Annotated in this window: 19 protein-coding genes and 1 pseudogene; 5 read left to right on the top strand and 15 right to left on the bottom strand. The window is 24.1% G+C overall.

Annotation, left to right across the window (positions count from 1 at the left end; translation table 4 throughout):
- Positions 1-7 precede the first annotated feature (7 nt).
- The gene (gene parE, locus AACL11_RS04860; RefSeq protein WP_338988370.1) at positions 8-1,930 is read right to left on the bottom strand and encodes a DNA topoisomerase IV subunit B; all 1,923 of its coding nucleotides are present in this window, start codon (positions 1,928-1,930) and stop codon (positions 8-10) included.
- A 354-nt stretch (positions 1,931-2,284) separates the two neighbouring features.
- On the opposite strand from parE, the gene AACL11_RS04855 reads away from it, so the two are divergent.
- Entirely contained in the window at positions 2,285-4,240 is a 1,956-nt protein-coding gene (locus AACL11_RS04855; RefSeq protein WP_338988368.1) for an ankyrin repeat domain-containing protein, read from the top strand.
- Between the two features lie 219 nt (positions 4,241-4,459).
- Entirely contained in the window at positions 4,460-5,473 is a 1,014-nt protein-coding gene (locus tag AACL11_RS04850) for an IS3 family transposase (RefSeq protein WP_338986622.1), read from the top strand.
- A 41-nt stretch (positions 5,474-5,514) separates the two neighbouring features.
- Here AACL11_RS04850 and AACL11_RS04845 read toward each other — a convergent pair.
- The 3 genes and pseudogenes from AACL11_RS04845 to AACL11_RS04835 form a co-directional block, all read right to left on the bottom strand.
- Positions 5,515-5,835, bottom strand: a pseudogene (locus AACL11_RS04845) (transposase); the annotation flags it as partial.
- Positions 5,836-6,026: 191 nt separating this feature from the next.
- Positions 6,027-7,796 (bottom strand): excinuclease ABC subunit UvrC, encoded by a 1,770-nt coding sequence (gene uvrC / locus AACL11_RS04840; protein ID WP_338988364.1) that lies wholly within the window; start codon positions 7,794-7,796, stop codon positions 6,027-6,029.
- Between the two features lie 104 nt (positions 7,797-7,900).
- A complete protein-coding gene (locus AACL11_RS04835; RefSeq protein ID WP_338988363.1) occupies positions 7,901-9,001 on the bottom strand; it encodes a hypothetical protein in 1,101 nt (366 codons plus the stop codon).
- Positions 9,002-9,345: 344 nt separating this feature from the next.
- On the opposite strand from AACL11_RS04835, the gene AACL11_RS04830 reads away from it, so the two are divergent.
- Positions 9,346-9,756, top strand: a complete 411-nt coding sequence (locus tag AACL11_RS04830) for a hypothetical protein (protein WP_338988362.1) — start codon at positions 9,346-9,348, stop codon at positions 9,754-9,756.
- A gap of 174 nt (positions 9,757-9,930) precedes the next feature.
- Here AACL11_RS04830 and AACL11_RS04825 read toward each other — a convergent pair whose 3' ends face one another.
- The 3 genes from AACL11_RS04825 to AACL11_RS04815 form a co-directional block, all read right to left on the bottom strand.
- The gene (locus AACL11_RS04825) at positions 9,931-11,169 is read right to left on the bottom strand and encodes an IS256 family transposase (protein ID WP_338988360.1); all 1,239 of its coding nucleotides are present in this window, start codon (positions 11,167-11,169) and stop codon (positions 9,931-9,933) included.
- Positions 11,170-11,443: 274 nt separating this feature from the next.
- A complete protein-coding gene (locus AACL11_RS04820) occupies positions 11,444-13,213 on the bottom strand; it encodes a ribonuclease J (RefSeq protein ID WP_338988358.1) in 1,770 nt (589 codons plus the stop codon).
- Positions 13,214-13,391: 178 nt separating this feature from the next.
- Positions 13,392-15,506, bottom strand: a complete 2,115-nt coding sequence (locus AACL11_RS04815) for a polyribonucleotide nucleotidyltransferase (RefSeq protein ID WP_338988356.1) — start codon at positions 15,504-15,506, stop codon at positions 13,392-13,394.
- Between the two features lie 105 nt (positions 15,507-15,611).
- Here AACL11_RS04815 and AACL11_RS04810 point away from each other — a divergent pair, with 105 nt between their 5' ends.
- Positions 15,612-15,947, top strand: coding sequence for a rhodanese-like domain-containing protein (locus AACL11_RS04810; protein WP_252320544.1), 336 nt, complete (start codon positions 15,612-15,614; stop codon positions 15,945-15,947).
- Position 15,948: 1 nt separating this feature from the next.
- Here the strand turns inward: AACL11_RS04810 and AACL11_RS04805 are convergent, their stop codons facing one another.
- From AACL11_RS04805 to AACL11_RS04795, 3 genes are read right to left on the bottom strand one after another with little or no spacing between them, the layout of a single operon-like run.
- The gene (locus AACL11_RS04805; RefSeq protein WP_252320546.1) at positions 15,949-16,347 is read right to left on the bottom strand and encodes a hypothetical protein; all 399 of its coding nucleotides are present in this window, start codon (positions 16,345-16,347) and stop codon (positions 15,949-15,951) included.
- Positions 16,348-16,385: 38 nt separating this feature from the next.
- The gene (locus AACL11_RS04800) at positions 16,386-17,204 is read right to left on the bottom strand and encodes an NAD(+)/NADH kinase (RefSeq protein ID WP_338988353.1); all 819 of its coding nucleotides are present in this window, start codon (positions 17,202-17,204) and stop codon (positions 16,386-16,388) included.
- A 20-nt stretch (positions 17,205-17,224) separates the two neighbouring features.
- The gene (locus tag AACL11_RS04795) at positions 17,225-17,620 is read right to left on the bottom strand and encodes a Spx/MgsR family RNA polymerase-binding regulatory protein (protein ID WP_174481244.1); all 396 of its coding nucleotides are present in this window, start codon (positions 17,618-17,620) and stop codon (positions 17,225-17,227) included.
- 399 nt (positions 17,621-18,019) lie between these two features.
- Here AACL11_RS04795 and AACL11_RS04790 point away from each other — a divergent pair, with 399 nt between their 5' ends.
- On the top strand, positions 18,020-18,439 hold the full coding sequence (locus AACL11_RS04790) for a hypothetical protein (protein ID WP_338988351.1): 420 nt from the start codon (positions 18,020-18,022) through the stop codon (positions 18,437-18,439).
- A 50-nt stretch (positions 18,440-18,489) separates the two neighbouring features.
- Here the strand turns inward: AACL11_RS04790 and AACL11_RS04785 are convergent, their stop codons facing one another.
- From AACL11_RS04785 to AACL11_RS04765, 5 genes are all read right to left on the bottom strand, one after another.
- A complete protein-coding gene (locus tag AACL11_RS04785; protein WP_338988350.1) occupies positions 18,490-18,834 on the bottom strand; it encodes a hypothetical protein in 345 nt (114 codons plus the stop codon).
- Positions 18,773-19,036 carry a hypothetical protein gene (locus AACL11_RS04780; protein ID WP_338988349.1) on the bottom strand — a complete coding sequence of 88 codons (264 nt, stop codon included), beginning with the start codon at positions 19,034-19,036 and terminating at the stop codon, positions 18,773-18,775. Before AACL11_RS04780 ends, AACL11_RS04785 begins: the two co-directional genes overlap by 62 nt.
- A 64-nt stretch (positions 19,037-19,100) precedes the next feature.
- Positions 19,101-19,601 (bottom strand): IS630 family transposase, encoded by a 501-nt coding sequence (locus tag AACL11_RS04775; protein WP_338988468.1) that lies wholly within the window; start codon positions 19,599-19,601, stop codon positions 19,101-19,103.
- A 28-nt stretch (positions 19,602-19,629) separates the two neighbouring features.
- A complete protein-coding gene (locus AACL11_RS04770; RefSeq protein WP_338973555.1) occupies positions 19,630-19,989 on the bottom strand; it encodes a helix-turn-helix domain-containing protein in 360 nt (119 codons plus the stop codon).
- Positions 19,990-20,106: 117 nt separating this feature from the next.
- Entirely contained in the window at positions 20,107-21,126 is a 1,020-nt protein-coding gene (locus AACL11_RS04765; protein ID WP_338988348.1) for a hypothetical protein, read from the bottom strand.
- Positions 21,127-21,271: the final 145 nt, after the last annotated feature.

Here is a 21,271-nt window from a genome sequence, read left to right as displayed (position 1 = left end):
CTTTTTCTTAATAATCACTAGCTTCAAAAGAAATATTTTCTTCAATTCATTTTCGTCTTTTTTCTGGTTTATCACCCATTAATATTTGAATTTCTGTTTCTGCTGATAGAGCATCCTCAATAGTAATTTTAATTAATTGACGGACATTTGGATCCATAGTTGTTTCTCATAATTGTTCAGCATTCATTTCTCCTAAACCTTTATAACGTTGCAGGTCATATTTACCTTTAATTGTTTCAACTTTATCTTTTAATTCTAACTCATTTCAAACATATACATGTTTCTCTTGCTCTTCTTCTTTAAAAGAAATTTTAAATAAAGGCGGTAATGCAATATAAATATTACCCGAAGTAATTAAATCTCGCATATAACGATAGAAAAAAGTTAGTAATAAAATTTGAATATGGGCACCATCAGTATCGGCATCAGTCATAATAATGACTTTATTATAATTACAAGTTTCAATACTAAATTCGTTACCAACACCAGCACCAATCGCATTAATAATCATACTAATTTCCTCATTATTAAAAAGATCAATTACTTTAGTTTTTTCGGCATTAATTACTTTTCCTTTTAACGGTAATATCGCTTGGAACTTACGATCACGACCTGACTTGGCACTGCCACCAGCGGAATCTCCTTCCACTAAAAATAATTCATTAATGTTAGGATTTTTACTTTGTGCAGGCACCAATTTACCTACTAAAAATTTTTGCGTATCTTTACTTTTATTACGCAATGATTCGCGTTCTTTTCTTAAAGCATTACGAATATCACGAGCCTTAATGGCTTTATCAATAATTTTTTTAGCAGCATCACTATTTTCGTGAAGTCAAAATGAAAATCTTTCATTAACAATATTATCAACAACAATTCTTGCTTCGGGCGTTCCTAATTTACCTTTTGTTTGACCTTCATATTGAATTAAATTTTCAGGAATACGCAACGAAACAATAGCAACCAAACCTTCTCGCAAATCATTACCTTCTAAATTTTTATCTTTTGCTTTTAATAATTGTTGTTTTCTTGCATATTCATTAATAGCTTTCGTTAAACCACTTTTAAAACCAACTAAATGACTTCCACCATCAACAGTTTTAACATTATTAGCAAACCCTACTAACGTTTCACTATAATCTTCAGTATATTGTAATACAATTTCAACGTCAATATTATTTTGTTTACCTTTTAAACTAACAATTGGTGATAAATTTTTTTTATCTTTATTTAAATATTGCATGAAAGCAACTAAGCCATTTTCATAATGAAAAGTTTCTTCAGTACCTGTCCTCTTATCAATTAATTGAATACTTAAATCATTAATTAAAAAAGCACTTTCACGTAAATGTTGTTCAAATAAATGAACATTTCAATCACAACCTAGAAAAACACGATGAAAATCAGGTAAAAATTGTACCCTAGTTCCTGTTTTATAAGTGCTACCAATCATTTTTAAACTTTGATCAATCTTACCACCATTTTTAAATTTAATTTCATGAATTTTTTTATCACGATGAATAGTAACAATCATTCAATTACTTAAAGCATTTACTACTGAAGCACCAACACCATGTAAACCACCCGAGGTTTTATAACTATTAGTGTCAAATTTTCCACCAGCATGTAAAACCGTATAAATAACTTCGGGAGTACTTTTTTTTGAAGCATGCATACCAGTTGGAACACCACGACCATTGTCTTCAACAGTAACTGACTTATCAACATTAATAGTAACAACAATACTAGTACAAAAGCCAGCTAATGCTTCATCAATACCATTATCAACAATTTCTCAAACTAGATGATGAAGACCACGATTATCAGTAGAACCAATATACATTCCAGGTCTTTTTCTAACTGCTTCTAGACCTTCTAAAATTTGAATTGATGATTCATTATAAACACTGCTTTTTGGTTTATTTGCCATGAAAAAACTCCTTACTACAATTTATTTCATTTTCATTTTATCATATATTTATTTATTTAAAGATAATGTTGATAAAAGAACTAAATCAATTTTATAATTTAAAGTTAAAGGTTTCTATACAAAATTTAATATAATAGATTTAAAATAAATATTTATCTAATAATTTTTAATTATTAATAAAACAGTTATAAAATAAATATAAAAAAACTATTAACTTTTAATTAATTTAAAAGTTAATATTTGAATCATAAAAAAAATAAATATAATAATCTTATAAAGATTATAGAATTTTATCGCTTACTTATTTTAATATTTACAAAGTAAATGGGTTTTTATTGTTAAAGGAGTAAAAAAATGAATGACGATTTAAATGAAAAATTAATAAATAGTGCTTGAAATGGTGATTTAGATACAATTAATATTTTACTGACAAATAATGGTGCTGATGTTAATTATTTAACTATAAATAATTTTAGTGCTTTAACACTAGCCGCCTGAAATGGACACTTAAATATCGTTAAAACTTTACTAGAAAATGGTGCTAATATCAATCATGCTAATATATTTGGTAATACTGCTTTATTATTAGCTGCTGAAAATAATCATATTGAAATAGTTAATACACTAATAGAAAATAACGCTAATATTAATCATGAAAATAATGGTAATGAAACCGCTTTATTATTAGCTGCTAAAAATGGACACTTAAATATCGTTAATAGTTTAATAATGCAACATAATATTAATATTAATCATCCTAATAATTTTAATAATACTGCTTTAACACTAGCTGCTAAAAATGGACACTTAAATATCGTTAATGTATTAATAACACATAATGCCAATGTTAATCATATAAATGAAGATAATGATGAAACCGCTTTAATCTTAGCCGCCAGAAACGGACACCATGAAATCATTAATCTCTTAATCGATAATTTTGCTAATATTAATCATGAAAATCGTTATGGTGATACAGCTTTAATATGAGCCGTTAGAAACGGACACTTAAATATTGTTAATAGCTTAATAATGCAACATAATATTAATATTAATCATGAAAATATAGAAGGTTACACTGCTTTCAAGTGAGCCGCCAGAAACGGATATTTAGATATAGCTAATGTTATAATAGCGCATAATGCTAATGCTGATCATACAAATCAAATAAATAATAATGCTTTAATATGAAGCGCGCGAAATGGTTATCTAAATATAGTTAATAGTTTAATAGTACATAATACCAATATTAATTATGTAAATGAAAAAGGTGATACAGCTTTAATATGAAGTACTTGAAAAGGTTATTTGGAAATAGTTAACACTTTACTAACAAAAAATGTTAATGTTAATTATTCAGATCAATCTGGTTACAGTCCTTTAATGATAGCTGCTGAAAATGGTTTTTTAGAAATTACTAATGCTTTAATAAAAAAGGGCGCCAATGTTAATCATACAAATCAAGTTGGCGATACGGCTTTAATCTTAGCTGCTGAAAATGGTTTTTTAGAAATTACTAATGCTTTAATAGAAAATAACGCTAATCTTAATTATGCAAATCAAAATGGTAATACAGCTTTAATGATGGCCAATAAAAATAACCATATAAAAATAGCAAGAATAATCGAGCAAATAAATCAACTAAATCAACTAAAAGCAGAAAATTTAATAAATGCTAAAGAAATGATACTAAACATTAATAAGGTTTTAAATGAACAACTAAAAAAAACTAATGAAATAAAAGATAATGAAAATGATAATGAAATTTGAAAAAATAATCAAGAAGAAATTATTGAAATCATTGATAACTATGAACATAATTTAAATCAAAAACTTAAAAATATTAATTCAGAACTTAATAATCATTCTCTAAAAAAAGATTTTATTAATATTATCAAGTTTGGAAAAGAAAATTATTCATTATTACATATAGCAGTATTAAATGATTGACAAAAATTAGTAACTTATTTAATAAATGAATGACCAGTTGATATTGATTATAAAGATAATTCAGGAAATTCGGCATGAAATCATGCTTGTATGTTATTACAATCAAAAAATACTTTGACTATTAAAAAAGAACATCAATTAACTTATAAAAATAAAGTATTTATAAAACAATTAATTCCTTCATCTCCAAATTGAAATCCAATTGAAAAAAAAGAAATTAATAAAAATGCCAGTGAAAATAGAAAAAAATTATTGACTATTATATGCCAAAAGATAAAAATAGTATTGAAAGTTGAGAACATATTAGTAGTATCGATTTACAAATGCAAAATTCTTTCACAAACGAAAGCAATACCTTAAAATTTTCAATATCTTAAAACATTAGAGGCTTTTTAATAATCTGTGTTTCTTTGTTTTACAAAGTTACTAATTCAGATTAATTCTGTCTTCAAATTTTATCATAAAATGAGCAATTGCTGTATTTCAATTTTGAATGGGTGGATGGGGCCACTTAGCCCTTTTTACTAGACCATTAATTTAAAAAATCTGAATGTATTCTAAAAACAATTGTGTTATATAATGAACACTAATTTTGACCTGAAAGGATTTTTATTAATGGATAAAATTAAACAAATAGCATTAATAATTAACAAATTAAATATCAAAGAAAAAATTAAAATTATCGATGATTGCAAAAATCAATATTCAATTAGAAACTTATGTCAATATCTTCAATTAAACAGATCAACATATTACTTTTTAAAAAATAAACAAAAACTTATTAAAAAAGAAAAAAATCATATTATTAATTGCAATCATAAATATCAAGAATTATGCCAACTTTTAATCGAATTTCATTCTACAAGAAAAGGTAGAATTTATGGATATTTAAGAATTTTTTCAGCTTTTAAAGAGTGATTAAAACAAGAGAAAAATATCATTTTAAATATAGAATTATCAACAAAACAAATGCGAAAAATTATGAAAAAACACAATATTCAAGGATTAAAACAAACTAAAAATAACTATCCTAAAAACAAAAAAAATCCAAATAAGTGAATACCTACAATGGATAAAGTAAACAAAGATTACAAAAGTACAACCGCTTCAAATCAAATTTGATCAATGGATACTAAACAAATAAACACCAAAGAAGGTTGACTATATCTTTTTGTAATTATTGATTTTTATTCAAATAATGTTGTTAGTTATAATACATTTTCAAATAAATCATATCAAGATTTAATTCTTCCTGCACTTGAAAAAATAAACAACCAATTTTCTTGAAATCAAATAAAAAACGTTATTTTACATTCAGATAACGCCAACGAATTTTATTGTCAAGAAATTACAAAATGAGCAAAAAACAAACAAATAATTTTAAGCAAAAAACAACCATATGATATTGGCGGTAATGTCATATCTGAAAATTGATTTTCACATTTATCTCAAGAATGATTGCCTAAAGACTCAAATCAATATTTAACAATCAATGAAGCTATTAATGATGTAAATCAATATGTTATGTTTTATAATTATGAAAGAATACATTCTAAATTTTTAAAACCACCAATATTACAAATAAAAATTTAGAAATATCTATCAAAATATGGTCCAGTAATTAGGGCTAACCACCGTCTTTTTGCAACTATTACAGGATTAAAATTACTATTACGATCTCTTGGTACATCAATTTCAATTTTACCTTGTTGGGTTATTAATTTTTTTGAACTTATACCATTACGAGCATTGTCACTATTACTATGTTGATTCTTATCATATCCTAAATAATTTTGCATCTCAGAATTCAACATTTTTTCTACTAATCTTTTTGTTAATTCTTTATATAATCCTCCCTCTTTAAAAACTGTTGTTAAATCTTCAGTATTTTCTAATAAAAAATCTACTGCTTGTGATATTGGATCATTGTTATTAATATTTTGCTTTTTAGCCATCTGTAACTCACTCTTTCTAGAAAATTAATTATATTTACTAGAACTAATTAAACATAGTTATTTTTGTAAGTTACACAGATTACTAAACATTACCAAACATTAAGATATTTTTTATCTAATTTTTGATATTTTTACATTAGTAACTTAGATAAATATCTTATTTACGTTATTATTTATTTCTTAATAATATATTATTCAAAACTATGTAATTCTTTTCATAGTTTTTCTAAAATTACTTTTGATTTAACTAATGATGAAAGTTGTGTTTTTGTAGCATTTTGCAATAATTGTCAAGTTGGAAATTGCTGTAATATTTTATTTTGTAATTGTAAACCAATTCCTGGTACTGATGATAAAACACTACTTATCATTGATTGACTTCGTTTTGTTTTATGATATTTAATTGCATAATTATGAACTTGATCTTGTAATTTACTCAAAAATAAAAAACAAGCATCAGTTTTAGGAATATTAATAATTTGCATTTTATCATTTATAATTTTATCAGTTTGATGTTTTTTATTTTTAACTAATCCAATAATAGGAATTGTTAAGTTTAATAATGTTAGTTGTTCTAATGTAGCACTAATTTGTGGTTTTCCACCATCAATAATAATTAAATCAGGAAGTGGCAATTTATTAATAACTAAGTGATGATATCTACGATAAATCATTTCACAAAAACGATGATAATCATCAATAATTTTTGGATCTAATAAAAATTTGCGATAATCATTAAAACTAGGATTACCATTCTTATAAACAATCATACCGCCAACACTAGCACTTTGTTGAAGATTAGAAACATCAAAAACCTCTAAATGATTTAAATTAGGAATTTTTAATCATTGTGATAATACTTTCATCATATTTAACGGTGCATTAAATTGATTAGTTTGTAAATAATTATTTCATGCGTAAATGGCATTGGTTTTTGCCAATGTTAAAATATGTTCTTTTGTTCCTTTAATTGGATTAATAAATTTTATTTGTGGAAATAATAATTTTAATTGTTTTAAATCAATATTTGATGGTAAATATATTTCATTTGGCAATGTATTTTTACTATATAGTTGTTGACAATAATTACGAATTAAATCTTGAATTTCTAAGTAATTATTTTGAACTATTTGTTCATCTTTAGCTTGCAATTTACCATTACGATAAAATAAAGTAATTAAAACAACCATTTCATCTTCAATTAAAAAATTAATAAAATCGCGATTTCCATAATCTTGAAACTCAACAACTTGTTGTGATAAAAATAAATCTATTTTTGATAACAAAATTTTAATACGATTAGCATTTTCAAATTGTAAGTTTTCAACACTAATATTCATATTATTAATTAATATTTTTTTAACAGCAGTAACATTCCCTTTGAAAAATTGATCAATTTTACTAATCATATCTTCATAATAAGTAATAGGTACTGATTTAAAACAAGCACCAGAACATTGCTGTAAATGATAATATAAACAAGGTTTACCAAGATTACCAGCACATTTTCGTAATGGAAAAATTCGTTCCAATAACTTTAAAATTTCACGCGCACCAGTACCATCTGGAAATGGTCCATAATAATGTCCCTCTTTTTTAGTAGCACTACGTACATAACGATATTGTGGATCACGATTATTAGTAATTTGAATATAAGGATATTTTTTATCATCTGCTAACAAAATATTATATTTAGGATGATGTTTTTTAATCAATGTTTGTTCTAAAATTAAAGCCTCTTTTTCATTAGATGTCGTAATGTATTCAACATCATGAATATCATTAACTAATAACATTGTTTTAAAATTACTGGCTTTATTTAAATATGAAGTTACTCGTTTTTTTAATGAATTAGCTTTACCAACATAAATTAAATTATTATGTATATCTTTAAATAAATAACATCCAGCAATATTAGGTAAAAGTTTAATTTTCATTTGTAGTAAAGATTTTTCTGCCATTAGTTCACCTAAATTTATTAACAAATTAAAAGATACTTTGATTTTAACATTAATATAATGTTTTATCCTAAAGTAAACTCTTAATTTTATTCATTATTAATTACTTATGATTTGTTATTAATAATAGTTTCGTTATCATTAAGAATTTCACGATTTAAAATACTATCTTCTAAACTTTTTTTAACTACCAGAGTACCTTTGCTATTACTCATTACATCTTTTTGTTTTTCAGGGTCAATTTTACCAAAAGGAGTTAAATAACTATTTTCATTAAAATAAACAATAGGCGAAGAAGGTTTATTGATAATGTCACTATTATCATTTTGTTTTATTTCATTTTGTTTTATTTCATTTTGTTTTATTTCTGCTTTTTTTACTGGTGATATAAGTGGTTCTTTCTTTGATTCCTTATTGAAATTATTTTCTTTTCTAAAAGATTTTTTAACTTGTTTATCAATTAATAATTTTTCTTTTTTTAACTTAATATGTTTTTGTTTTAAATCAGCATTTATTTTATTTTTTTGCTTTTTATTTTTATTATTAATAATAATTTGTTTAATAATTTGTTTCATTTTGCTAAAGAAAATAAAAGGTTTATTAAAAATAAATAAACAAGTTAAAGAAAAAATACTAATAAAGTTTGCAATTAAATTAGTAACAAAAAAACCATAATTAAAAATACCTATTAAAACATTACTAATAATGCCACCAGTAGCATATGCTGGAAAAAAGGTTTCAACACTAAAATCTTTAAAAGAAATTGGTGAAGCAAAAAAACCTAGATAATTATTTATACCATTTGTATTTCATCATGTTTTAACGTATATTTCACTAATATTTAATAGGTTTAAATTATAATAACTAGTTCATAAATTATTCTTTCCTAAAATTATTAAAGTTAAAGTTTGCGTTGTCCAACAACTAATCACTAAAAATAAAAAATAAACAAAAATATACTTCAATTTAAATTGCATGCGATAACCAAAAGCTAAAGGAATAATCATTAAAAAAAGAAAGAAATAAACAGCATATTTCATTCACCCAAATAAAAAAGAAAAAAGAAAATCATCAAGTACTTTACCAATTATTGAAAATCTAGTTAAACTAACTATTAGGAAAAAGAAGATTACTAATAAGAAAAAAAGTAATCCAACTTCATCACCACGAGATTGAGATTTTGATATTTTAATGCCATTTTTAATCATAAGAACATCACCTCTTAACATTCTCCACAAAATAACTTATAAAAATAGTATAACATAATTGATATATGTAATATCTTTCTATAATCGATTTTTGATTTATTATTGCAAAAAACAATATTAATTTTTTAATACTTTTATCATAAAAAATGTATTATTTAAATTTCATATTCATTATTTTCTAGATTTTAAAAATTTAAAATAAATCATTTTTCTTATTTATATTTATTTAACAATTAATTTATATAATATTATATAATCATTGTAAACTTAATATAAGTTTTACCCGTTGCTTTATTTAAAGTAAAATGGGTTTTTATTTTCTAATTTTAAAGGGGACATAAACAATGTGGGGTTTTAATAAAAATAAAAAAGAAGAACAAGAAAGACAAAGAGAAGCCGAAAAACAAGCAGAACAACTACGAAAAATTGAAAGAGACCAAGCTAGATTAAAAGCCGAAAGAGAAGAAAGACAAAAACAAAAAGAAGAAAGAGAAAGAGAAGAAAAAAATAGAAAAGCTGAAGAAGAAAGCCAACGTGTAAAAGAAGCAAATGAATATATGGAAAAAACAAAGAATAAAAGAGAAGCAAAACGAGAAAAAATTTTTCAAGAAAAATTAAAAGAAGATCGAGCTAAAGAATTAAGAGAACGCGCCAGAGCAGCTGAAGAAGATGAAAGACAAAAAAGAGAACGTGCAGAAGCAGAAAATGCAGCAAAAATAAAAGGTAAAGGACATTATAATCCATGAAATTTTTAAATTTTAAATTTTTCTATTAATTTATATAATGTAGTTTACAAAGTTATTAGATTTTTAATTAATAAAATAAAAAATTTCTTCAACCAAAACTAATATACCAGTTGAAGAAATTTTTTTATTACTTTCAAATTCGAGGCTTTTTAATAATCTGTGTTTCTTTGTTTTACAAAGTTACTAATTCAGATTAATTCTGTCTTCAAATTTTATCATAAAATGAGCAATTGCTGTATTTCAATTTTGAATGGGCATTGTTCATTTTTTTGTTATATTGTCAATTGCTAAATAAAATATTTTAAAAACTGACATATCGTTAGGAAAAACTTTTTTATTTCTGATGACTTTTCGTAATTGACTATTAACAGATTCAATAGCATTTGTGGTATAAATTACCCTTTTTATTTCTGCAGGATAACTAATAAAAACCATTAAATTATCTAAATTTTTATATCAAGATTTAGCAATTTGTGGATATTGTTTAGTTCATTTATTTTCAAATGATTCTAAAGCTTGCATTGCTTGTTCTTCACTACATGCAGTATAAATTGGTTTTAAATCTGCAACTAGAGATTTTCTATGCTTATATGAGACATATTTCAAACTATTTCTAATTTGATGAACGATGCATAATTGATGTTCGGTTTTAGGATAAACTGATTGTATTGCTTCTGACATGCCTGTTAAATTATCACTACAAGCAATCAGAATATCATTTAAGCCACGATTTTTCATTTCTGTGAAATTGGCTAATCAAAATTTAGAACCTTCATTTTCACTAATTCATAAACCTAAAACATCTTTTTTACCTTCTAAATCAACTCCTAAAGCTATATAAACTGATTTATTAATAATCCGTTTATCTTGTCGTACTTTAACTACTATACAATCAAAATAAACAATCGGATAAACACTATCTAATGGTCGATTTTGCCATGCTTTGACGTCATCAATAACATCATCAGTAATTTGACTAATAACACTTTCACTAATATCAGCACCATGATATAACTCTTGTAATTGCATTCTAATATCTGATAATGTCATACTTTTTGCATATAAAGAAAGAACTTGTTGATCAAAACCATCAAATCTTCTTTGTCTTTTTGCAACTATTACAGGATTAAAATTACTATTACGATCTCTTGGTACATCAATTTCAATTTTACCTTGTTGGGTTATTAATTTTTTTGAACTTATACCATTACGAGCATTGTCACTATTACTATGTTGATTCTTATCATATCCTAAATAATTTTGCATCTCAGAATTCAACATTTTTTCTACTAATCTTTTTGTTAATTCTTTATATAATCCTCCCTCTTTAAAAACTGTTGTTAAATCTTCAGTATTTTCTAATAATAAATCTACTGCTTGTGATATTGGATCATTGTTATTAATATTTTGCTTTTTAGCCATCTGTAACTCACTCTTTCTAGAAAATTAATTATATTTACTAGAACTAATTATTAAACATAGTTATTTTTGTAAGTTACACAGATTACTAAACATTACCTCAAATTCTCCAGCAATAATTTTCATGTTTTTTTACTAAATGCACTATAAATTATTTTCAATAGTTTTTAGTAATTTTTCTAAACTGGTTCTAATTTACTAAACATTATATAAATTTTAAAATTAGTTTAAATATGAAAAATTATATAAGTTAAGGTTAATGATATTATCATTAACCTTAAATTTCATTAACAACTGTTAAAATCATAGGTAACTTACCAGTTTCTTTTTTAATATAATCTTGTAAGTCATTTTTCATTTTAGTCTTAACTTCACTAAGACTAAAAGCATTATTAGTTTTATATTTTTCAATAACATTAATAATAATGTTTTGCAATTTTTTCAACATTTCTTCATTATTAGTTAAATAAACAACACCACGCATTTGTGCATCAATTAAAGAAATAATTTCTTTAGTTTTACGATTTATTGTCACTCCTGTAATTAAAATACCATCACGTTGTAATTGTTTTCTTTCACTAATAACAATAGAACCAATATCACCAACACCAATACCATCTACATATACATCACCAGTTTTTATTAAGTTATCTGTTGTTTTATTAGTAGCATTTTTATCATTAAAACGAGAAGGACGTGCAACATACTGTTTAACAAAAGTATCAATTAATTTAGCATTTTCAAAAGTAATAACTTCACCATTATCATGAATTAAAGCATTGTTATGTAATACACCAGCATCAATGGCTGCTGCTTGTGCTGCTACAAAATCTTTATATAAACCTTTAACTGGTAAAAAATATTTTGGTTCAATAATATTAACCATTAACTTAATATCTTCATAAGAAGCATTTAAACTTCAAGCTTGTTTTTCTGATATATTAATAACTTTAACATCAGTACGTGCTAAGTCATCTAATAAGGCTGCATGAGCCAATTCATTTCCTGGAATTGGTGGAGTTGCTAAAATTATTGTATCTTGGGATTCAAGTTTTAAATAATCATCATTACCAATAGCAATTTTATTCATTCTAGTAAATAAACGCTCACCACTACCAGTAACAATAATTACTGTATCTTTAGTACCAATTGTTTGTGCTAAATTAATAATTTGTGATTTATCAATATTGAAAGCGTTTAAATCATTAACTTTTAATAAAATATCATATAAAGTTGCACCATAAACTGCAATTTTACGTTTAGAGTCAGTTTCTTTAATAGCATTAAGAATTTCACTAACACGATATAAATCTTGATCATAACATGCAAGAATAACTCTTCCTGGTGCTTCTTTTAATACTGGTTCAATAATAGTTTGAATTTTATGCTTAGGAGCTGTAAAAGCTTTTCTATTGGCGCATGTTGCTTCACTAATTAATAATAAAACATCATTTTTAGAAACACTAGCTAAATGTTGAATATCAGTAGTAAAATCACTACGATGTTCACCATCAAAAATATAATCACCCGTATAAACAATTGTTTCATTTAATTTAATATTTTCACCATTATTTACAGTTAGAACAAAACCTAAACTACCTGGAATTGAAGTAGTTGTTTTAAATGTTTTAACAACAACATTACCAAATGATACTTTTTGTTCAGGTTCAATAGTTTTAATTATAATTTCATTTTGATTAATAAAACGAAAACGTTCTAATTTCTGCTTAATCATAAAATCAGTTAGTTTACTAGTAAAGATTGGAACTTTATACTCGGGTTTTATTTTATTAAAATCTTTTAAAATATAAGGTAGTGCTCCAAAAGCATCATCAGATGGTTTTGAAATAAATATACCTTGAATACGATGTTTATTTTCTTTTAAATATGTATAATCTGGAATAATAATATCAATTCCTAAAATTTCTCTTTCTGGGAGTCTAATGCCGGCATCAAATACAAATATCTTATCATTTACTTCAACAACATATAAGTTTTTACCACGTTCATCTAATCCACCCAGAGCAAATACTTTTATCTTTGCCATGTTTTCACCAGTTTTCTACTTTCTTTATTTTTATTTTATAAAATTTAATATCTTAGAAGAACATAAAAATTAAAACTTTAACTTAAATTCCCAAGATGCTGCTATATTATGTTATTAGTATTTTAACACTAATTTAATAATAAAACTGTAATTAATTTTCATTAAAAATAGTTTCAAATTATTTATCAATAATTTCTAAGCTAAGCTTACTATTATCTTCAACTTTAATTACTCGAACTTTAATTATATCATTGATTTTAACGACATTATTTAAATTATCAATACGTTTATTAAATTTTTTTGAAAATTCTGAAATATGAATTAAACCATCAATCTTATCTTGTAAATTAACAAAAACACCAAAATTAACAATTTTTACAACTTTACTATCAAATTCAGAACCGATTTTAATTTGAACAGGATTAACAATACTTTCAATAATTTGTCAAGCTTTATCAATGGCTGATTGTTCATTATGATAAATCATCAATCGTCCATCATCTTCAATATCAATTTTAACATTATCACAGTCGGTAATAATTTTATTAATAACTTTCCCACCAACACCAATAATATCACGAATTTTATCAATTGGAATTAACTTTTGAATAATTTTTGGAGCATTAGGTGCCAATGTAGTTCTAGGTTTTTTAATTACTTCATTCATGTTTGCTAATACTTGTAATCTCGCAATTCTGGCTTTTTCTAAAGCTTGTGTAATAATATTAAAATCAATACCAGTAATTTTAATATCCATTTGTAAAGCACAAATACCATTAGCTGTTCCCGCCACTTTAAAATCCATATCACCTAAGTGATCTTCTAATCCTTGAATGTCAGTTAAAATTGTAAAATCTTTTTCTTCTTTAATTAAACCCATGGCAATACCAGCAATTGCAGCTCTAATCGGTACACCACCAGCCATTAATGCCATTGATGAAGCACAAATTGCTGCTTGTGAAGTTGAACCATTTGATGCTAATACTTCTGATACTAATCTAATTGTATAAGGAAAATCTTTTTCAAGAGGAATAATTTGTAATAATGCTTTTTCACCAAGGGCGCCATGACCAATCTCACGTCGTGAAGGAACACCCATTCTTCCGGTTTCACCAACAGAAAATGGAGGAAAATTATAATGATGAATAAAACGTTTATACTCTTCTTTACCTAATCCATCAATAATTTGATGTTCCGCAAGTGCACCCAAAGTTAAAACTGATAAAACTTGTGTTTCACCACGAGTAAACATTGCACTACCATGAACAATAGGTAAAACATCAATCATACTTGTTAATTTTCTAATATCATCTGCTTTTCGTCCATCAACTCGTACATTATTTTTTAAAATCATAGTACGCATTGCTTTTTGTAATAATTGATCAATACTTTTGCGTAAATTATGAATAGTTGTTTCTTCACCAGCATTTAAAACTTCTTGATTAAATTTATTTTTAAAACTTTGAAATGTTTCTTCAACTAAATTTTTAATCAAGTTACTTCGACTTTTTTTATCAACAGTAGTACTAATTTTACTAATTTGTGATTGACAATTTGTTTCTACAAATTGTTCAATATTAACAGGAATTAATGCTAACTGTGGTTTAAATTTATTTGGTTTTAATTTTTCAATGATACTTTCTTGAAAAATTATTAATTTAATAATATGTTCATGTGCAAATTTTAATGCTTTAATCATATCTTTTTCTAAAATATCATGACATCCAGCTTCAACCATATTGATGGCATCTTTTGTTCCACCAACAATCAATTCCATTTTTGAATTTAATAATTGCTCTTGTGTTGGATTAAGGACAAGTTCATCATTTATTTTACCAACAACAACAGTAGCACTAGGAACCTGAAATGGCAAACTACTTAATCCTAAAGCAAGTGAAGTACCAAAAGCTGCATTTACTCTAACATCACAAGCATCATCTAACGCAAAAACATTATTTACAACTTGCACTTCATTAACAAAACCTTTTGGAAATAATGGACGGATTGAACGATCAATTAATCTAGCACATAGTGTTGCATATTCACTAGGTCGACCTTCACGCTTTAAAAAACCACCTGGAATCTTACCAACTGAATATAACTTTTCTTGAAAAACTATTTGTAATGGAAAAAAATCTTGATTATTAATAACTTCATTATATGATACAGTTGTTAATACAACTGTATTTCCATAAGTAATTTTTACTGATTTTTCTGCTAAATTAGCCATTGTACCTAATTCAACAATTAATTCATATTTTCCTTCTTTAAAAAGGAATTTTTCTTTTAACATTATTTACTCCTTAGCTTCCATTTTTTGTCGCAACTATGAGCATTATAGCATAATAAAATGTTAAAATAAGTTATAGAACAATTTTATTTTAGGAGGTCATAACTTATGTTTAAACATAAAATACAAAATGAAATTTCAATTTCAAATAAAGACTTTGATAAAATTAAAAATAAAGCTTTAATTATTGATGTTCGTGATGTTGCTGAATATCAAATTTTAAAAAAAATAACAAATGATAATGGTGAACTTAATATTGTTAATATTCCTTACTATGATTTGATTAAAAATCCTAGTAAATATATTGAAAACAAAAATCAAGTGATTATAACTATTTGTAATGCAGGAAATCGTTCAACTGCTGCTGCACTAACACTCAGAGAATTGGGCTATACTAACACTTATGTTTTAATTAATGGTATTTATGGATATTACAAAAAATAACTTATTTCTCATTATTTAATTTAATAAGATCATTAATAGCAATACTTAAATTATTACAATAAGTTCCTAAGACTAAACTAACACTATCGTCTTGGTCTAAAATACCACGATTTTTAATTTTTTTAAGATTATTAAAATTAATTTTTGAATGATCAATAATCTCTACCTTAATTTTATTTGCTGTTGCTGTTGTCTCTTTAATATTATCAATTCCCCCTAAATCAACAATAAAATTTTGTAATTTAAATGGGAATTTTTGTGGTTTATTAATAGGTTTTGAATTACTTTCTTGTTGATTGCGTAATTTTTTAGCTGTACTAACATTTCATATTCAAATCCCAATACTAGCCACAGCAAATAACAATGCAATAACTAATAATACTATTTGTCAAATTGGCATGATTACCTTCCTTAATTAATATATTTTTAAATATTTTCTTAATCTTCTTGAATAAAAGCTTTTTTTACTTTAGCAAGTAAAGAATAATGATTAAGTCGATATTCTAAAACTTGTAACGTTAATTCTGATAATTTAATTGTTACCTTATCATTTAGTTTATCATTAAAATCAAAAGTATCAACAATTAATTTTCCAAAATCGCTCAATTTACTATCTTTTTGAATATTTTTCAAAGTAATTTCATGATTTTCATCCAAAATTAGTGGTGAATTTAAACTGCGATAACTATTATTAGCTACTGGAGCAATTTCATGAAATTGCATTAAGTTATGATTTGAAATTAAAACAGCACCACCAAGTGATTTCATTAAACCCGTCGAACCAGTTCTTGTTGCAATAACTAAACCAGAACCACGAAAGTTTTCAAATAATTGATTATTAATTAACACTTGACATGAAAGAGTTGTTGTTAAATTAACAAATTTAACTTCATTAATAGCATATAAAATCTTATTATTAATATTTACTTCTAATAATGAAAATTTATTTACTATTAAATTATTATCATTTTTATCAATTCACATTAATACTTTGTCAACTTCTGTGTTTAAAAAGTTTTCATAAAAACCAAGATTACCACATTTAAAACTAACAAACTTAACAGTATTGAGTATATTATTATAATCATGAACAGCTTTTAAAAATGTTCCATCACCGCCAATAATAAAAACAATATCTGGAAAAGAAGTATCTTCAAGTGCTTTAAGGGCCAATAACTTGGCCCTTAATTCCTTAGCTAATGATTGAGAATTCTCATATTTATTAGCAATAATTGTAAATTTATAATTTTTCATCATGTATTCCAATCATATTTGAATTAAAATATTTCACAAGAATCTTCAAATTCGTTTTCAATAGAACCACGTAAAAATAATTCAATCTCATCTTCATTATAACCAATTTGAATACGTTGTTTATTTTCTTGAACAATAATTGGACGTTTTAAAACAGTTGGTGAAGTTTTAATTAAATCAAAAACTTGTAACATTGTTAACTTTTCAATATTAATAGCATGTGTTTTAATAAACTTTGCTCTTGTTGAAATAATATCACCAACACCATTTGGTACAAATCTTAATAATAATTTAATTTCAGTATCGGTCAATGGATTATGGATAATATTACGTTTAATATATGGAATTTTATGTTTATCAAAAAATTGAATAACTTTTTTTGAAGACAAACAACTTGGCGAAACATATATTTTAATCATGACAATACCCCTCTTTGCTTTTAGACTACATTTGATTTAAATACTCTTTTTTAAAATTAATATTTTTTTATCTTTAAAAGATAAAAGTTAATAAACTCTACATTACTATAATAATATATATTTCCACACTATCTTTGACCAAACTTAGAAAATAAGTACATGAAAGACTTTTTCCGCTATATCCTTCACCCACATATTATATCATATTATTTTTTGAAAAATAGATACTTTTATTCCTTAAATTTTATAAAAAAATTTAACATATATTTTACTATCAAATTTTATTAATAATTTGAATTATAATATAATGAAATTATAAAATTAAATTTTCTTTATTTTAAAGTAAATAATTAAAAATAAATAATTTTTATGAGTAAAAAAACAAGGAGTTAACTAAACATGCCTATTCAAAATAATAACAGTAAATATTTTAAAGAATTCATAATTGGAACTATAATTAGTTCCACCGGAATATTATTAACTGGTCTTAGTTTATCCACTATTTTATTTTTTTATGATAATACAAAAAATGGAAAATCAATAAAAGATAAATTAAATACTATTTTAAATCCAAATAATTTAGTAGTATGCATAATGGGTTCTGTACCTTTAATTCATAGTTTAAACATAACACAAGTTGGTAATAAAAAAATAACAAATGCCACTAAAGGATTAATAGAAAATATGCTAGTATCATTTTCAAAATCTAAAAAAAGAACTCCTTTATTAGCAAATAATGATGTAACGAACATCAATAACTTTGAATTACAAAACCCAGTCAATAATATAAATAATAAAGTAACAATTAATACTTTATAAATATTTATCTTTTAAAGACAAATAAAATTTAATTTAAATAGCTTAATAAATTAAACTGATTTTATCATTTTAATTGATTCTGTTATTATATCAATACCAGAATCATTAGAATTACTCTTTTCTAAGAGTGGCTTTACTTTAGTAAATGGTTCTACTTCTGAAAGTTGTTTTTTTGTTTCAATTTCTACTTCTATCTTAAAATTATCTAAACTAGAATCTGAAATAGATGATTTATTTTCATTAATTTTTATTTTTAATTCACTTTCTCTTACTATTAGTGTTTCTATATCTTTATCAAGTTTATCTAAACTAATGGCATTTAATGAATTTAATTTATCACTTTTTTCTTTTTGAAGTATTTCTAAATCGGTTAATGAATGGTTGCATATTTTCAATTGAAATATTTTTTAATTTTTCTCTTTGTTGTTTAATTTTTAGTATTGTATTTTCTAATAAAAATTGTTTTTGACTATTAGTCACTTTTAAATCTTCTATTTCTTTAGTACTATTCTTTTTGCTTAATTGTGCTTTTAATACTAGTCAATTTTCCTTTAATATATTTGTCTCTTTTTTATGTTTTAATATCTCATTAAACAAATCTTTTTCTTGTTTTATTTTTTTTCATTTGCCATTCGTAAATCAGTAATTTCTTTATTTATAGCTAACTAAAGTAATGTTTACTCATATCTTGAAAAACAAAATCAATCGCGTTTTTAATATTTGGTCAATAATTTGGTAATATTTTTCTTATATTATGTTTTATAGCAAATCAAAAATGTTCAATTGGATTTAAATTAGGAGAATATGGTGGAAGAAATAATAGTTTGCATCCAGCATTTTCAATTAATTGTTTTGTTGCTTTAGATTTATGAAACGTCGCATTATCTAAAACTATAATTTGTCCACACTTTAATACTGGAATTAGTATATTTTTAACATATGATTCAAAAATTTTACTATTGCAATGTCCTTCAAATGCTCATAGAGCTTTTAATTTACCTTTATTTAGTGCACCAATTATACTCATTCTCTTTATTTTATATGCAGGTTTATTATCAAATAATCTTTTACCTTTTTCAGACCAACCATATTTATAAAATTCATTATCATCAATTCCAGATTCATCAATATATACCAAATCTTCATTCATTATTTTCGCTATTTCTTTTAAAAAATCTTCTTGTTTATTTTTATCTCTTTGTTCATATAGAAAAGTTTTTTTTATATGTATAATTTAGTTTTTTGAAATAGTTATAAACTGTTTCTTTTGTCATATCACCAAATTTTTCAATTACTTTTTGAACTGTAACATCTTTATTTTCTGCTAAATAATTTTTTAATTCATCTAAATCCTTTATTTTGTGGCTATGTCCTTTTTGATAATTCAAAATTGGTTTTATATTTCCGGTTTTTTGCTTTCTTTTTCTTCATAAAAATAAAGTCTTTCTAGTGATATTGAACACTTTACAAATTTCTTTAATTTTCATGTTTTTACTTTCATAAACTTCTATTACTTTTCTTCGTAAGTCCTCACTGTATGGTTTTGGCATAATTTAATCTTCCTAATCTATTTTAATTATTGCTGAATTATACTTGTAAGTGCAAGAATTGTTTAAATTACATATTATTATTTTACATTATTTATGAGTAAACATTACTTTCGTTAGCTATATATTACTTCGATTAACAAATTCTTTATCTAATTTTTTTTGAACACTTTTGTAATTACAAAAAATGCCAAAAGTTAATAGTGAAATAACACGATGTCAAATACTATCTCTTCAATCTTGTAAAACTATAATATTTTGAAAAATATTTTCTGAATCTTTTAGTTTTAAACTAATATTTTCTTCATTACTTTTAATTTCTTTTTCTAAACAAGAAATTGAATTAGTTTTTGCATCTATATTGTCATTTAATGTTTTAATATTTAAATTTATTTCATCTATTTTTGTGATTAATTGTTCTTTAGAACTTTCATTATCATTTAAAATAGATTGTATTTGACCTTTATTTGCATCAATGTCTGTTGTTAATTGTTCCTTGTTTTTTTCTAATCTTTCAATTTCTAATTCAATTTCTGATTTTTGTTTTATTAATGCAATTAAATTTTCTAAACTTTGTAATTCCGCTTTCAATTCTTCTTTTTTTAAAATTTCTTTTTTTAAATTTAATATTTTAGTTTTTTCTTCTTGTAATTTTGTCATATTTTCTTTTAATGCTTTTAAACTACCATTAAAAAAAGATGATTCTTGAATTATTTCTTTTAAATTAAATAATTCATTTCTAATTCTTTCTAAGGTTCTTCTGTTATCTACTTTGTCTAGATTTCTGTTTTTTATATCTTTATCAGTTTCTTTACTTTCAACTTCTAAAGTATATATATTTTCATTAACTGCTTTTAATTTATCAGTCATCTGATTAACATATTGTTCAATAAATGTTTTTTTATCTTCACTATCTTTGATATTTCTTAATTGACTTTCAGCTTTCTTCAATATATCTTCTAGTTGTTTTCTTTCAAATTCAAAACTTGCTTGTTTTTCGGCAATATTTTGTTTCTTGATTTCTAATTCCTCAAGTTTTAACCCAAGAGTTTGAAGATATTCTTTCACATTGTTTCGATCTTCTATTTTCTTTAAATATTTTTGTAAATCATCCTTATATTTTTCTTCTCCAAATAACATAAAAAAACTCCTTTATAAAGTAAAAAACCCATTACTCTTAAAAAAATAAAAGCTATGGGTCAAAAACTATTTTTAATTTATGTTTTTATTATATCAAAATCAAACAAATTTTAATATAATTAATTAAATTATTTAACTTTATCAT

It is taken from the genome of Spiroplasma endosymbiont of Dasysyrphus albostriatus (assembly GCF_964019495.1).
Lineage (GTDB): Bacteria > Bacillota_I > Bacilli_A > Mycoplasmatales > VBWQ01 > Spiroplasma_E.
This window is presented reverse-complemented; position numbering and strand designations above follow the sequence as displayed.